12 protein-coding genes are annotated in these 13,348 nt (G+C 72.3%); 6 read left to right on the top strand and 6 right to left on the bottom strand.

The features are described from left to right. Window positions 1–119: 119 nt before the first annotated feature. Window positions 120–779, bottom strand: a complete 660-nt coding sequence (locus FNH08_RS10560) for an alpha-ketoglutarate-dependent dioxygenase AlkB family protein (protein ID WP_152771178.1) — start codon at window positions 777–779, stop codon at window positions 120–122. A 66-nt stretch (window positions 780–845) separates the two neighbouring features. Here FNH08_RS10560 and FNH08_RS10555 point away from each other — a divergent pair, with 66 nt between their 5' ends. Next, window positions 846–1,994 carry a methyltransferase gene (locus FNH08_RS10555; RefSeq protein WP_194238450.1) on the top strand — a complete coding sequence of 383 codons (1,149 nt, stop codon included), beginning with the start codon at window positions 846–848 and terminating at the stop codon, window positions 1,992–1,994. A gap of 4 nt (window positions 1,995–1,998) precedes the next feature. On the opposite strand, the gene FNH08_RS10550 is transcribed toward FNH08_RS10555, so the two are convergent. Genes FNH08_RS10550 through FNH08_RS10540 form a run of 3 tightly spaced genes read right to left on the bottom strand, consistent with a single transcriptional unit; the run spans window position 1,999 to window position 4,561 of the window. Next, window positions 1,999–2,769, bottom strand: a complete 771-nt coding sequence (locus tag FNH08_RS10550; RefSeq protein ID WP_322724179.1) for an AraC family transcriptional regulator — start codon at window positions 2,767–2,769, stop codon at window positions 1,999–2,001. A gap of 25 nt (window positions 2,770–2,794) precedes the next feature. Next, a complete protein-coding gene (locus tag FNH08_RS10545; RefSeq protein ID WP_322724178.1) occupies window positions 2,795–3,658 on the bottom strand; it encodes a class II fructose-bisphosphate aldolase in 864 nt (287 codons plus the stop codon). A 12-nt stretch (window positions 3,659–3,670) separates the two neighbouring features. After that, window positions 3,671–4,561, bottom strand: coding sequence for an SIS domain-containing protein (locus FNH08_RS10540; protein WP_152771177.1), 891 nt, complete (start codon window positions 4,559–4,561; stop codon window positions 3,671–3,673). Between the two features lie 134 nt (window positions 4,562–4,695). Between FNH08_RS10540 and FNH08_RS10535 the strand changes: the two genes are divergently transcribed. Next, a complete protein-coding gene (locus FNH08_RS10535) occupies window positions 4,696–5,475 on the top strand; it encodes a DeoR/GlpR family DNA-binding transcription regulator (protein WP_152771176.1) in 780 nt (259 codons plus the stop codon). Between the two features lie 29 nt (window positions 5,476–5,504). On the opposite strand, the gene FNH08_RS10530 is transcribed toward FNH08_RS10535, so the two are convergent. Beyond that, a complete protein-coding gene (locus tag FNH08_RS10530; RefSeq protein WP_152771175.1) occupies window positions 5,505–6,506 on the bottom strand; it encodes an Lrp/AsnC family transcriptional regulator in 1,002 nt (333 codons plus the stop codon). A 181-nt stretch (window positions 6,507–6,687) separates the two neighbouring features. On the opposite strand from FNH08_RS10530, the gene FNH08_RS10525 reads away from it, so the two are divergent. The 4 genes from FNH08_RS10525 to FNH08_RS10510 all read left to right on the top strand — a co-directional run bounded on the left by FNH08_RS10525 (window position 6,688) and on the right by FNH08_RS10510 (window position 12,053). After that, window positions 6,688–8,013 carry an Nramp family divalent metal transporter gene (locus FNH08_RS10525; protein ID WP_152771174.1) on the top strand — a complete coding sequence of 442 codons (1,326 nt, stop codon included), beginning with the start codon at window positions 6,688–6,690 and terminating at the stop codon, window positions 8,011–8,013. Further along, window positions 8,010–9,512, top strand: a complete 1,503-nt coding sequence (locus FNH08_RS10520; protein WP_322724176.1) for an amidase — start codon at window positions 8,010–8,012, stop codon at window positions 9,510–9,512. Before FNH08_RS10525 ends, FNH08_RS10520 begins: the two co-directional genes overlap by 4 nt. Then, entirely contained in the window at window positions 9,509–10,750 is a 1,242-nt protein-coding gene (locus tag FNH08_RS10515) for an NAD(P)/FAD-dependent oxidoreductase (RefSeq protein ID WP_152771173.1), read from the top strand. Before FNH08_RS10520 ends, FNH08_RS10515 begins: the two co-directional genes overlap by 4 nt. Before the next feature lie 118 nt (window positions 10,751–10,868). Then, a complete protein-coding gene (locus tag FNH08_RS10510) occupies window positions 10,869–12,053 on the top strand; it encodes a flavin-dependent monooxygenase (protein ID WP_152771172.1) in 1,185 nt (394 codons plus the stop codon). Window positions 12,054–12,066: 13 nt separating this feature from the next. On the opposite strand, the gene FNH08_RS10505 is transcribed toward FNH08_RS10510, so the two are convergent. After that, complete coding sequence (locus tag FNH08_RS10505) at window positions 12,067–13,326, bottom strand: LCP family protein (protein ID WP_152771171.1); 1,260 nt, start codon at window positions 13,324–13,326, stop codon at window positions 12,067–12,069. Window positions 13,327–13,348: the final 22 nt, after the last annotated feature.

The raw sequence follows: 13,348 nt of genomic DNA, 5'->3' as shown, positions 1-13,348 counted from the left end.
GCCCCCGCACCCCCGCTCCTCAAACGCCGGAGGGGCTGAAATAAGCGGGCCTGCGCCCCGAAAGGGGCGCGGGGAACTGCGCGACCAGCCACGGACAACCCGCAGCCGGACCTACGGCATCAAGGGGCCGTATCGAACCCGCTCACCCTCAGTGTGACGTTCAGTCGCCCGGTCAAGCCCAGCTCGGGCGGCGCCGTGCCCTCGTGCACCTTCGGTACTCCGTGGTACGCCGGCCGGGAGGCTCCGCCGAAGACGAAGAGGTCACCGCTGCGCAGTTCCACGTCCGTGTACGGCCTCGCCCGGGACTCCGTGTTGCCGAACCGGAAGACGCAGGTGTCGCCGAGGCTCAGGGACACCACCGGGGCGTCCGACTTCTCGTCGCTGTCGCGGTGCATGCCCATGCGGGCGTCGCCGTCGTAGAAGTTGATCAGGGCGATGTCGTAGGCGGCGGTGGCGGCCTCGGGTCCGAGGGTGTCCTCGACCGCACTCCGGCCCAGCTCGCCCAGCCACCCGGGGAACGGCTTCACGGGCGCGCCGTCGCCGTCGGCGACCGTGCGGGCGTACGTGTACGGGTACCAGTGCCAGCCGAGGCAGACCTGCCGGGCGGTCATCGTGCCGCCGCCGGGCGTGCGGACCGTACGGAGTCCGGCGGGTGGCCGGGCCCATGCGCGGCAGGCATCCAGGAGCCGTCGCTGGTGCTCCGCGTCGAGCCAGTCCGGGACGTGCACGGCGCCCGGCGCGATCTCCGTACGGCTCCGGGGGAACAGCTCGGCGTCCATGGACCCATCCTCGCGCACGCCACTGACAGGAGCCCTGGCCGGGCGCTCGGCTAGCCTGGGCTCACGATGAACGACCGTATGACCGCGCCCTGGGCCGAGTACGAACTGGCCCGCTTCCCCGAGGATCCCCGCGACCGGCTGCGTGCCTGGGACGCGGCCGACGCGTATCTGCTGCGTCACCTCGCGGAGAGCGGGACACATCTGAAGGGGTCGGTCGTGATCCTCGGCGACCGGTGGGGCGCCCTGGCCACGGCGTTGGCGGCCCACCGGCCGACGCAGATCAGCGACTCGTTCCTGGCCCGGCAGGCGACCCGCGCGAACCTCGCCCGCAACGAGGCCGGGGAGGACGCGGTGAGGCTCCTGACCACGCAGGACACGCCTCCCGACCGTGTCGACGTGCTGCTCGTCCGGGTTCCCAAGAGCCTCGCCCTCCTGGAGGACCAGTTGCACCGGCTCGCGCCCGGTGTGCACGAGGGGACGGTCGTCGTCGGCACCGGCATGGTCAAGGAGATCCACACCTCGACGCTGAAGCTGTTCGAGCGGATCCTCGGCCCGACCCGCACCTCCCTCGCGCAGCAGAAGGCCCGGCTGATCTTCTGCGCCCCCGACCCTGCGCTCCATGAGGCCCGCGGCGCCAACCCGTGGCCGTACTCCTACCAACTCCCCAACGACACAGGTCTGTTGTCCGGCCGGACCGTCATCAACCACGCGGGCGTCTTCTGCGCCGACCGGCTCGACATCGGCACGCGCTTCTTTCTCCGGCACCTGCCGCACGGCCGCGGCGCCGGGCGTGTCGTGGACCTGGGCTGCGGCAACGGGGTCGTCGGTACGGCGGTGGCGCTGGGCGATCCGGAGGCGGAGGTGGTGTTCGTCGACGAGTCGTACCAGGCGGTGGCCTCGGCGGAGGAGACGTACGCGGCGAACGCCGGGGGCAAGGTGGAGTTCCTCGTCGGCGACGGTATGGAGGGCTTCCCGCCCGGCAGTGTCGACGTCGTCCTGAACAACCCGCCGTTCCACTCCCACCAGGCGACGACGGACGCCACGTCGTGGCGGATGTTCAAGGGCGCGCGGCGCGCGCTGCGGCCCGGCGGTGAGTTGTGGGTGGTCGGCAACCGGCACCTCGGCTACCACGTGAAGCTGCGGCGTCTCTTCGGCAACAGTGAACTCGTGGGCAGTGACGCCAAGTTCGTGGTCCTGAAGGCGGTCAAGAGCTGACCCTTCAGGCGACGGCACCCCGCAGGGCGCGCGGGGAGGCGCCCAGTTCGCGTCGGCACGCCTTGTTGAATGCCTGGAGGTCGGGGATGCCGACGGAGGCGGCCACGGCGGGGATCGAGAGGGTCGTGGCGCGCAGCAGGTGACGGGCGCGGTCGAGTCTGCGGCGCCGGATGTAGCCGACGACCGTGGTGCCCGTCTCGGCGCGGAACAGCCGGGTGAGGTGGTTGTGGGACACGCCGGCCACGCGGGCGATGTCGGGGACCGTGAGCGTGGCGGCCAGGTGGGCCTCGATGTGGGAGATCGCCGTCGTGACGGCGGGGTGGGGGCCCGGGTGTGCCGCGGCCGGGGTGAGGTGGGCGACACGCCACAGGGCCGTCCAGATCTCGGCCCGGGTGCGCTCGGGGCTCTGCGCGGCCGAGGCCACGGCCTGGAGCAACAGGCCGGTGAGGAAGGGCAGTTCGGGCCCCGTGTCCTGCACGACGGGAACGGTGCGGGAGGGTCCGGCCGCTGCCATGCGCAGGTGTGCGTAGAGGTGCTCCGAGCGGCCCTGGTAGCGGTAGCGGACCGTGGTGCCGGGTGGTACGAGGCTGACTCTGCCGGGGCGGAGGGAGTGCGCCGTGCCGTCGACGGTCAGTTCGGCGTCGTACTGGTAGAGGTGCAGCTGCCACAGTTCCGGCAGCCGGAAGACGTCCGTGCGGCTCGCGACGCCGTGCACGCCGACGCCGGCGGCCGCGACCAGGGGCGGCTCGCCGAGATGGATCTCCGTCTCCCGCACAGGGAGAATTTACCAGCACGGGACGTCAGGGGGACGGTCGCGCGCACAGGACGCCGATGAGCCGCGACACCCTCTCCACCATGGCGTCCCGTCCCACGCGAAGGTACTTCCGCGGGTCCACGACGTCGGGGTGCGCGGTGAGAAAGTCCCGCACCGCGCCTGTCATCGCCACGTTGAGCGCCGTCCCGATGTTGACCTTGGCGATGCCGCCCGCGACGGCCGCCCGCAGTTCGCCGTCGGGGACGCCGGAGGAGCCGTGGAGGACGAGCGGCACGTCCAGGGCGGCGTTCAGGCGCTTGAGGAGGGTGTGGTCGAGCGTGGCCGTGGGTGTGGTCATCGCGTGCACGCTGCCGATCGCCACCGCCAGGGCGTCCACACCGGAACCGGCGACGAAGGCGCGTGCCTCGTCGGGGTCGGTGCGGGCGCCGGGTGCGTGCGCGTCGAGCGGTGACGCCCCGGCCTTCCCGCCCACCTGGCCCAGCTCGGCCTCGATCCAGAGCCCTTGGGCGTGCGCCCAGTTCACGGCGGACCGGGTCGCGGCGAGGTTCTCCGTGTACGGCAGGCGCGACGCGTCGTACATGACGGAGCTGAACCCGGCGTCGGCCGCCTGGTGCAGCAGGTCGTCGCTCTGGACGTGGTCGAGGTGGAGTGCGACGGGGACCCGTGCCTGTTCGGCGGCGGCCGTCGCGGCTCGGGCCAGCGGGAGCAGCCGTCCGCCGCGGAACCCGACCGCGTTCTCGCTGACCTGGACGACGACGGGTGCGCCGGCGGACTCGGCTCCCGCGACGACTGCCTCGACGTGCTCCAGGGTGATCACATTGAACGCGGGAACCGCGGTGCGGGCCGCGGCGGCCCGGGTGATCAGTTCACCGGTCGTGGTGAGCGGCACGACTCCTCCTGTTCAGTGGGTGGCCCCGCCGAGGATCACCGAGCGGGTGAGGTGGCGCGGCTGGTCCGGGTCGAGTCCGCGGGCGGCGGCCACGGCCACCGCGAGCCGTTGGGCGCGGACGAGTCCGGCGAGCGGGTCGAGGCCGTCGGCCACCCACAACCCGCCCGTTCCGCCCACCTGTTGGGCCAGCCCTTCGGGGGCCTCGCCGAGCATCCAGGTCGCGGTTCCCTGGGTAGTGATGCTGATGGGGCCGTGCCGGTACTCCATCGCCGGGTACGCCTCGGCCCACGCCAGCGACGCCTCTCGCATCTTGAGCGCGGCCTCGTTCGCGAGCCCGACGGTCCAGCCGCGGCCCAGGAAGGTGAACTGCGTGCAGTCGACGAGACCTTCGGGCAGCGGGGTGTCCAGCGCTGTGCGCGCGTCGGCGACGGCTGCGTCGGTGTGCAGCCCGAGGTGTGCGCGCAGCAGGGTGAGGGCCGTGGTCGCGAACCGGGTCTGGACGACGGACCGCTCGTCGGCGAAGTCCAGCACGACGAGGTCGTCGGCGGCTGACGTGATGGGTGTGTCCGGGTCCGCGGTGATCGCGACCGTACGGGTTCGGCCGCGCAGCCGGTCGAGGAGGTCGAGGACCTCGGTGGTGGTGCCGGAGCGGGTGAGGGCGACGACCCGGTCGTACGGGCGGCCGTGCGGGAACTCGGAGGCGGCGAAGGCGTCCGTCTCGCCCTGGCCGGCCCGCTCGCGCAGCGTCGCGGCCGCCTGCCCCATGAAGTACGACGTCCCGCACCCCACGATCGCGACGCGCTCCCCCGGCCCGGGCAGCACGCTGCCGTGCCCCGGCGCCTCCGTGGCGGCTCGGGTCCAGCACTCGGGCTGGCTGGTCAGCTCGTCCTCGACATGGGCCATGCCGTACCCCTTTCCCGTGGATGCTTTTGGTGCTTGTTCTTGCAAGTTATCGCGAGTTTTCGAGCACTATCAAGCATTACTCCACGACATGTGTGCGCTAGGGTCGCCGGAAGATCGACGAACGGAGGGTGCGGATGTCGCGTGACGCCCGCTGGAAGGCACTGCTGGAACTGCTCGTCGAGCAGGGCAGGCTGGAGGTCGAGGAGGCCGCCGCCGAGCTGGGGGTGTCGGCTGCGACGATCCGCCGCGACTTCGACCAGCTGGCCGAGCAGCAGATGCTGGTGCGCACCCGTGGCGGCGCGGTCGTGCACGGCGTGTCGTACGAGCTGCCGCTGCGCTACAAGACCGCCCGACGCGCGTCCGAGAAACAGCGCATCGCGAAGGCGGTCGCGGGCCTCGTCTCCCCCGGTGAGGCGGTGGGCCTGACCGGCGGCACGACCACCACGGAGGTCGCGCGTGCCCTGGCCGTGCGCGCCGACCTCGCCTCCGGTTCACCCGCGCTGACCATCGTCACCAACGCCCTCAACATCGCCAATGAGCTGGCCGTGCGCCCCCAGTTCAAGATCGTGCTGACCGGTGGTGTGGCCCGACCGTCCTCCTACGAGCTCATCGGACCGCTCGCGGACGGTGTGCTGAGCCAGATCACCATGGACGTGGCCGTCCTGGGCGTGGTCGCCTTCGACGTCACGCATGGCGCCGCGGCCCACGACGAGGCCGAGGCCGCGATCAACCGTCTGCTGTGCGAGCGCGCCGAACGCGTCGTCGTCGCCGCCGACTCCAGCAAGCTGGGGCAGCGGGCCTTCGCCTGGATCTGCGCCACCGGGGCGGTGGACACACTGGTCACGGACACGGCGGTGGAGGAGGAGACGGTGCGGCGCTTCGAGGAGACGGGGGTGCGGGTCCTGGCCGTCTGACCGGCCCCGACAGATCAACGGACCGACGGTCAGCCGCGCAGCCACGGCGCCAGCATGCCGCCGCGTTTCAGGGAGTTGAGGACCATCGCCACGTCCACGGACGCCACGTCCGGCAGCCAGGGAGACCTGGTGACGAAGTCATGGAGGGCCGGTTCGTCGGGGAAGGCCGTCATGACCAGGAGCTGGCGTTCACCGGTGACGAAGCTGACGTAGCGGACGTGGGCCGACTCGCACAGCGCCGTCCGCACGGCCTCGACCCTGGAGGGGGTGGCCCGTACCCAGAGCACCGCCTCCACCGGGAGCCCGAGCAGGGCGGGCTCGATCACGGCGCGGATCCTCACCCTTCCCTCCCGCCGGAGCGCACCCAGCCGCCGCCGCGCCGTGGCCTCGGACACCCCGGCGACGCGGGCGAGTTCCTCGTAGGTGCAGCGTCCGTCCTCGGCCAGGGTGAGCAGCAACAGCCGGTCCGGGCGGGAGAGTTCGCGGGTCACGTCCACGGGCGGCAGGACATCGCCCGTGGCGGGGTCCACAGCCACCGGGTCCCCGTCGGCCAGCGCGGCGATCTCCTCGGCGGTGAGCAGGCCCGCGTGCCACTCGCGGATCGTACGGACGTGGCGCAGCACCGGGAACGTCCGGGCCTCCACCACGCCCGGCAGGCCCGGGAGTTCGTCCATCACCAGGCCGGCGAGGCGGTCGCGCGGGCACTGGATCTCGCCGACGCAGTCGAGGGTGCCGGTCAGCACCTGGGCGAAGACGCAGTCGGGGCGGCGTGCCAGGGCCGTCGCGGTCACCCGTGCCTGGCCGGGCGCGCAGCGCACGCCGACCACGGTGCTGCGCCCGCGTACCGCCATCGCCCCGATGCGCACCAGCCCGGAGTCCAGGAGCCGGGTACCCCGGCGGACGACGGTGCGTTCGGGCTCGCCGAGGGCCGCCGCGATGCGGTGCCACGAGGCCCGGCCGTCGATCTGCAGCGCGCTGATGATGCGGCGGTCCAGCGAATCCGTCACCAGACCGGTCTGCCGTGCGTCCATCGGACCCAGCATATGGCCGATTCCGTCATCTGAGTCAGGAAACTTGTTCCCTTCCGTCAGTGTGCACGACCCTGCCATGGGGGCACACAAACCGATCGCACCGATCTCACAAGCCGCTCGAGCCGTACGAGCAGCGCACGACCCATGACTCCCGACTCCCGTAACTCCCCGATGTACGGAGATGGTTGACGTGACCGCGACTCCCCGCAGTCCCCTACGGCACCAAGCGGCTCCCTCCACCGATGCCACCCGGGCCCCCGCCACCCGGCGCGGGCGGCTGGCTGTTCTCGGTCCTGGACTGGTTCTCGCGGCCGCGAGCGTCGGCGCCGGTGACATGGTGACGTCCCTCGCGGGTGCCGCCGGGTACGGGATGGCCCTGCTGTGGGCGATCCTCATCGGTGTCGTCCTGAAGTACGCGCTCACCGAGGCGGTGGGGCGGCTGTACATGGCGACCGGTCAGACCGTGATCGCGAGCCTCAAGTCGGTCGGTCGCTGGCTGCCGGCGGCGTTCTTCGCGTTCGTCCTGGTCATCGGGCTGCTCTACGGGGCGGCGCTGAGTTCGGTGGCGGCCCTGGCACTGTCCACGCTGTTTCCCGCGCTGCCGGTCAGGCCGCTGGGCGTGGCGATCGCGCTGGTGGCCGCGGCGGTCGTGTACGTGGGGCGGTACGTGCTGTTCGAGCGCGTGATGAGCGTCTTCATGCTCGCCAAGTTCCTCGGCATGGTCGTACTGGCGGTGGCCACGCTCGCCACCACCGACGACGTGGCCGGTCTGTTCGGTTCCCTGCGGCCGAGGCTGCCGGAGGGCGACCTGGTGACGGTGCTCGCCCTCATCGGCGGGGTGGGCGGCACGGCCGGGATCGCCTCGTACAGCTACTGGGTACGGGAGAAGGGCTGGCGGCACCGGAGCTGGCTGCCCGTCATGCGGGCGGACTCGGCGGTGAGTTACGCCGTCACCTTCCTCTTCGTGCTGTGTACGACCGTGGTGGGCACGGGCCTGCTGTTCGGCAGCGGCAGGACCATCACCGGCAACGAGGGGCTGGCCGCGCTCGCCGATCCGCTGGGCGCGGACCTGGGGTCGGTGGCCCGTGTGCTGTTCCTGGGGACGTTCTTCCTGGTGACGCTGAGCGCGCTGGTCGGCGGGTTCAACGCGCTGTGCTATCTGCTGTCCGACTCCCTGCGGGCGCTGCGCGGGGTGCCGGACGCGGAGGCCGAGCCCCATATGGCGCAGGACAGCCGCCCCTTCCGTGCCTTCGTGCTCTACTGCGCGGTCGCCGCCGTCGCGGTCACGTTCGTGGGCCGGCCGGTACCCCTGGTGCTGACGTACGCCGCCGTGGGCTCACTGATCCTGCCGCTGCTGTCCGGGGCGCTGCTGGTGCTCCTCAACCGGCGGAGCGTCGAGCCGCCGTACCGCAACAAGACCACCGCGAACGTTCTGCTGTCCGGCTCCTTCGTCCTGTTCGGGGTGCTGGCCGTCGTACAGCTCAAGGAAACGATAGGAGGGGCGTGAACCGCACCGTCACCACCTCGGACGCGAGCGCGTCGGACGTGGACACCACCGACCTGTGTTTCTGGACCGCCACCGACCTGGCCGCCGCGATCCGGCGCCGCGAGGTGTCCGCCCGGGAGGTCGTCACCGCGCACCTCGAACGGATCGAGCGCGTCAATCCGGCCGTGAACGCCATCGTCTCGCTCGTCGCGGACCGGGCGCTGGAGCAGGCGGCCGAGGCGGACGAACTGCTGGCGTCCGGGGCCGACACCGGCCCCCTGCACGGACTGCCCGTGGCGCACAAGGACCTCCACGACACGGCGGGCATCCGCACCACGTTCGGTTCGCCGGTCTTCGCCGACCGCGTCCCCGACCGGGACCACCTGGTCGTCCAGCGCCTGCGCGGCGCCGGAGCCATCACGCTCGGCAAGACCAACGTCCCCGAACTCGGCATGGGTTCGCACACCGTGAACCCCGTCTTCGGTGCCACCCGCAACCCGTACGACCTCTCCCGCAGCGCCGGTGGCAGCAGCGGCGGCGCGGGAGCGGCCCTCGCCTGCGGGATGCAGCCGATCGCCGACGGCAGCGACACCGGCGGCTCGCTCCGCAACCCCGCCTCCTTCAACAACGTCGTCGGCCTGCGCCCGTCCCCGGGGCGGGTCCCCTCCTGGCCGGACAAGGCGCCGTGGGGTCAGATCTCGGTCAAGGGACCCATGGCGCGAACCGTGACGGACGTGGCTCTCACACTGTCGGTGATGGCGGGTCCGGACCCGCGTGACCCACGCTCCCTGGAGACGCCCGGCTCCGCCTTCGCGGGCCAACTCGACGGCGACGTACGCGGGTTGCGGGTCGCCTGGTCGCCGGATCTCGGCGTGGCCGTGCCCGTGGACGCGGAGGTACGGGACGCCCTCCGGCCGGCGGTCGACGTGTTCGCCGAGCTGGGCTGTGAGGTGGAGGAGGCCTGCCCCGACCTGTCCGGGGCCGACGAGGTGTTCCTGATCCAGCGGGCCTGGCAGATGGAACTGGCCTACGGGCCCCTGCTGGAGGAGCACCGGCACCGGATGTCCTCCGACGTGGTGTGGAACATCGAGCAGGGCTGGGGGCTCAGCGGCCCGGACCTAGGACTCGCCCAGTCGCAGCAGGCCGCGCTCTACCACCGGGTGCGGACGTTCTTCGAGACGTACGACCTGCTCCTGCTGCCGGTCAGTCAGGTCGCACCGTTCGACGTCCGCCTGCCCTATCCGGGGTCGGTGGACGGCACCCCGATGGAGACGTACCTGGACTGGATGCGCTCGGCGTACCTGATCTCCGTCACGGGCTGCCCCGCGCTGTCGGTCCCGGCCGGTTTCACCGCGGGAGGTCTGCCGGTCGGCCTTCAGGTGGTCGGTCCGCACCGGGGGGACTGGGAGGTGCTGCGTGCGGGGTACGCCTTCGAGCAGGCGACGCGGGTGGGCGACCGCCGGCCTCCGGCGGCCGTCCTGGAAGGGAGCGGCTCGGTGTCGGACCGGAGTGCCTCATGAGTCCACGCAGTGCGGTCGTGGTCGGTGCGGGCATGCCGGGGCTGGCGACCGCCTGGTTCCTCCAGGAGGTCGGCCTGGAGGTCACCGTCGTCGACCGCCAAGGCGTCGCGGCGGGCGCGTCCTGGGGCAACGCCGGCTGGCTGGCCCCGGCCCTCACCGTCCCCCTGCCCGAACCGGGCGCCCTGAAGCTGGGCCTGAGCACGTTCCTCTCCCCTGCCGCGCCCGTCTCCGTCCCGCCCCGCGCGGACGCCCGGCTGGCCCGGTTCCTGCTGGCCTTCAGCCGGAACTGCACCACCCGGCGATGGCAGGTGGCCATGAGTGCTCTCGCCGCGCTGAACCGGCAGGCGCTCGCGGCGTACGACGAACTCGCGGAGGGCGGGATCGCCGAACCGACGAGGGCGGGTGCCCCGTGTCTGATCGCCTTCACGTCCGCCGACGGCCGCACGCCGTTCGTGACGGAACTGGAGGCGGTGCGCGCGGCCGGGCAGCACATCGACTACGACCTGCTCGACGGGCCCGCGGCGCGGGAGGCGGAGCCGGCGCTGTCGGTACGGGTGAACGCGGCCGTACGCCTGCACGGTCAGCGGCACCTGAATCCCGGGGCCTTCGTCGGGGCGCTGGCCGACGCGGTGCGCGACCGCGGCGGCAAGATCGTCACCGGTTCGGCGGTCACCCGGATCCGGGACCTCGGCACCGCCGTCGCCGCGCACTGCGGCGACGGGACCCAACTCCGCGCCGACGTGGCCGTGTTGGCGCCTGGTGCCTGGCTGAACCGGCTGGCCGCGCCCTTCGGCGTCCGTACCCCGGTCCAGTCCGGGCGTGGCTACAGCTTCAGCCTGCCGCCCGAGGGGCTGCCCACCCGACCCACGTACTTCGCCGCGCAGCGTGTGGTCTGCACGCCGTTGGGCGACCGCGTGCGCGTCGCGGGCATGATGGAGTTCACCGCGCCCGACCGGCCTGGGGACCCGCGACGCGTGCGGGCGATCGTCAACGCGGCCCGGGCGCTGCTCCCTTCCGCCGACTTCGACCGCCGCGAGGACGTCTGGGTGGGGCCGCGTCCCTGCACCGCCGACGGTCTGCCCCTGGTCGGCCCGACCCGCTCGCCGCGCGTCCACGTCTGCGGCGGCCACGGGATGTGGGGCATCGCTCTCGGACCGCTGAGCGGCAAGCTCCTCGCCGAGTCGATCGTCACCGGCCGCTCTCCCGCCGAGCTCACGCCGCTGCATCCGCTGCGCTGAGCGGTTGCGCCGGGTCGGTGTTCCTGAGCGCCGCTGACCGGACGTGGCCGGGAACGCGGCGTTGACAGTGCGGAGGGCCCAGGTGACGGTGGTGGTCCGTCGTGGCTGGAGGTCGTCCATGGCTCCGTCGTCAGCAGCCGCCACCGATGTCGGCCTCGTCGAGCGATTGCGTGCGGTGCGGCCGCTCGTCCGCGAGCACGCCCCGCGCGCCGAGCGGGAGAGGCGGGTGACGCCGGAGGTCGTCGCGGCGCTGACGGAGGCGGGGGTCTACCGGATGAACGTGCCCCGGCGGTACGGCGGTTATCAGACCCCACTGCGTACCCAGGTCGACGCGCTGGCGGAGGTCTCCGGCGGGTGCGGTTCGGCGGGCTTCATGGCGCTGATCCAGGCGGGTTGCGCTTTCATCGCGTCGCTCTTCCCCGACGGGGCGCAGGACGAGATCTTCACCGGCCCCGACGTACGGATCAGCGGCACCCTCATCCCGGACGCGACGGCGGTCCCGGTGGACGGCGGCTTCGTGGTGAGTGGCACCTCGCCGTTCGCGACCGGCAGCCCGTACGCCGACTGGCATCTGCTGACGGCCCGGGTGGAGAAGGACGACGGACCGCCCGACGTGCTGTGGACGGCCGTCCCCATGGCCGGGCTGGAGGTCCTCGACGACTGGGACGTCTCGGGCCTGGCGGGCAGCGGCAGCAACAGCGTGGTGGCGCGCGACGTGTTCGTGCCCGCGCACCGCGTGTTACCCGTCGGCCCGTTGCTGGGCGGGGTGTTCCCGTCCAAGGCCAACGCCGACGACCCGTTCTACCGGATGCCGGTCCTGCTGCTGTTCTGCGCGTGGACGGCGCCGAACGCGCTCGGCCTGGCCCGGGCGGCTCTGGCGGAGTTCACCGAGCGGATCCACCACCGGGGCATCACCTACACCTTCCACGAGCGCCAGAACGAGGCCGGGGTCACGCATCTGCAGGCCGCCGAGGCGGCGATGAAGATCTCCTGTGCCGAGCTGCTGACCGCCGAGTTCGTGGCCCGGATCGAGGCCGTCGCGGCGAGCGGTGAGCCGTACACGCTTCAGGAACGGGCGCGGATCCGGGCGCAGAGCGGCTATGTGACGCGGCTGTGCAAGGAGGCCGTCGACCTGATCGGCTCGGCGTCCGGCGCGTCCTCCCTGCACCGCGGGGTGCCCATCCAGCGGGCCGTGCGCGACCTCAACGCGCTGAGCCTGCACTCGTTCGTGAACCCCACCACCAATCTCGAGCTGTACGGCCGGGTCCTGTCCGGGCTCGACGCCGGTACGCCCTTCCTGTAGCCGTCCGGAGGGGTCACTTTCCCCGCGGAGCGGTCACCGGCTGGTCCTCCTTCAGTTGTGCGAAGAGCTGCCGTGCCCTGGCCATGTCCCACTTCACGGCCACGCCCTTGGACGTGCGGAACGCGGGGTCGGAGACGGGGACGTTGACCTGACGTCCGTTGCCGCCCGTGACCTTGCGCATCGCCTGGAACAGCGACGTGAGGTCCTGCAGTCCCGTGCTCTTGTCCACGATGAGCGTGTCGAGGCCCGCGCCGAGGGTCGGCAGGACCTTGGTCGGGTTGAGGAGCGTGCCCGGGGTGGCGGTCTTCTTGGCGAGGGCGGCGAGGAACTTCTGCTGGTTCCGGGTTCGGCCGAGGTCGCCGTCGGCCTCCTGCTTGCGCTGCCGTACGAACGCCAGCGCCTGGGCGCCGTTGAGGGTCTGGCAGCCCGCCTGGAGGTCCGCGCCGGAGTTCTTGTCCTTGACGGCCCGGTCCAGACACATGTCCACTCCGCCGACCGCGTCGACGATGTCGACGAAGCCGGCCAGCCCGATCTCGGTGTAGTGGTCGATGTGCAGGCCGGTGTTGCGCTCGACGGCCCTGACGAGAAGGCCGGGGCCGCCCATCGAGAACGCCGCGTTCAGTTTGTTGGGCTGGTCGGGGTAGCGCCTGCCGGTCTCGGGGCGCAGGAACGACGGGATGGTCACCCACGAGTCGCGCGGCAGGCTCATCATCGTGGTGCCGCTCGCACCGGTGTGCAGCAGGATCATCGAGTCGGTCCGGCGTCCCTCGGTCGAGCCGGTGCGCAGGTTCTTCCTGGCCTGCTCGGACAGCCCCTCACGGCTGTCCGAGCCAACGATCAGGTAGTTGGTTCCCCTGCCACTCGGCGCACGGTCTCCCAGCGTGCCCAGGTCGACGTCCTGGTCGAGCTCGGTGCCGGCCCACACGTAGGCGCCCGCCGGGGAGACGAGCAGCGCGGCGACCGTGAGGATCGCCAGCCGCACGGTCCGGCGGCGCCGGGTGGGGCGCCGCCGGGGGGATCTGCCGCCGCGGCCCTGCCCACCCGTTTCGTGGGATCTGGCGCGATGCCCTTGGGCGCGGCGCACCACGTCGGTGCGGCCCGCCGCGGTGGACGACGGCATGCCCGGCAGGGGGGCCGTACGTGCCGGGGGCGGGGACGACCTCCCGTCCGTCACCCGGCCCGTACCGTCCACCCGGCCCGTGCCGTCGCCCGCGGGCTCCGTCGCTCCACTGCCCCGCTCGTCGCCCGGCAGACGGTCAGTCCACTCGCTCATCGGCCTGTCCAGCACCTCACCA

The sequence above is a fragment of the Streptomyces spongiae genome (assembly GCF_009377185.1).
In the GTDB taxonomy this organism is placed as follows: Bacteria; Actinomycetota; Actinomycetes; order Streptomycetales; family Streptomycetaceae; genus Streptomyces; species Streptomyces spongiae.
Note: the sequence above shows the minus strand (reverse complement) of the source record. Positions and strands in the feature narration are given on the sequence as shown.

Coding starts and splice junctions, on each gene's coding strand:
- FNH08_RS10555 (WP_194238450.1), top strand. CDS start 846: ATGAACGACCGTATGACCGCGCCCTGGGCCGAGTACGAACTGGCCCGC.
- FNH08_RS10530 (WP_152771175.1), bottom strand. CDS start 6,506: ATGGACGCACGGCAGACCGGTCTGGTGACGGATTCGCTGGACCGCCGC.
- FNH08_RS10515 (WP_152771173.1), top strand. CDS start 9,509: ATGAGTCCACGCAGTGCGGTCGTGGTCGGTGCGGGCATGCCGGGGCTG.
- FNH08_RS10505 (WP_152771171.1), bottom strand. CDS start 13,326: ATGAGCGAGTGGACTGACCGTCTGCCGGGCGACGAGCGGGGCAGTGGA.
- FNH08_RS10510 (WP_152771172.1), top strand. CDS start 10,869: ATGGCTCCGTCGTCAGCAGCCGCCACCGATGTCGGCCTCGTCGAGCGA.
- FNH08_RS10535 (WP_152771176.1), top strand. CDS start 4,696: ATGTCGCGTGACGCCCGCTGGAAGGCACTGCTGGAACTGCTCGTCGAG.
- FNH08_RS10525 (WP_152771174.1), top strand. CDS start 6,688: ATGGTTGACGTGACCGCGACTCCCCGCAGTCCCCTACGGCACCAAGCG.
- FNH08_RS10540 (WP_152771177.1), bottom strand. CDS start 4,561: ATGGCCCATGTCGAGGACGAGCTGACCAGCCAGCCCGAGTGCTGGACC.
- FNH08_RS10560 (WP_152771178.1), bottom strand. CDS start 779: ATGGACGCCGAGCTGTTCCCCCGGAGCCGTACGGAGATCGCGCCGGGC.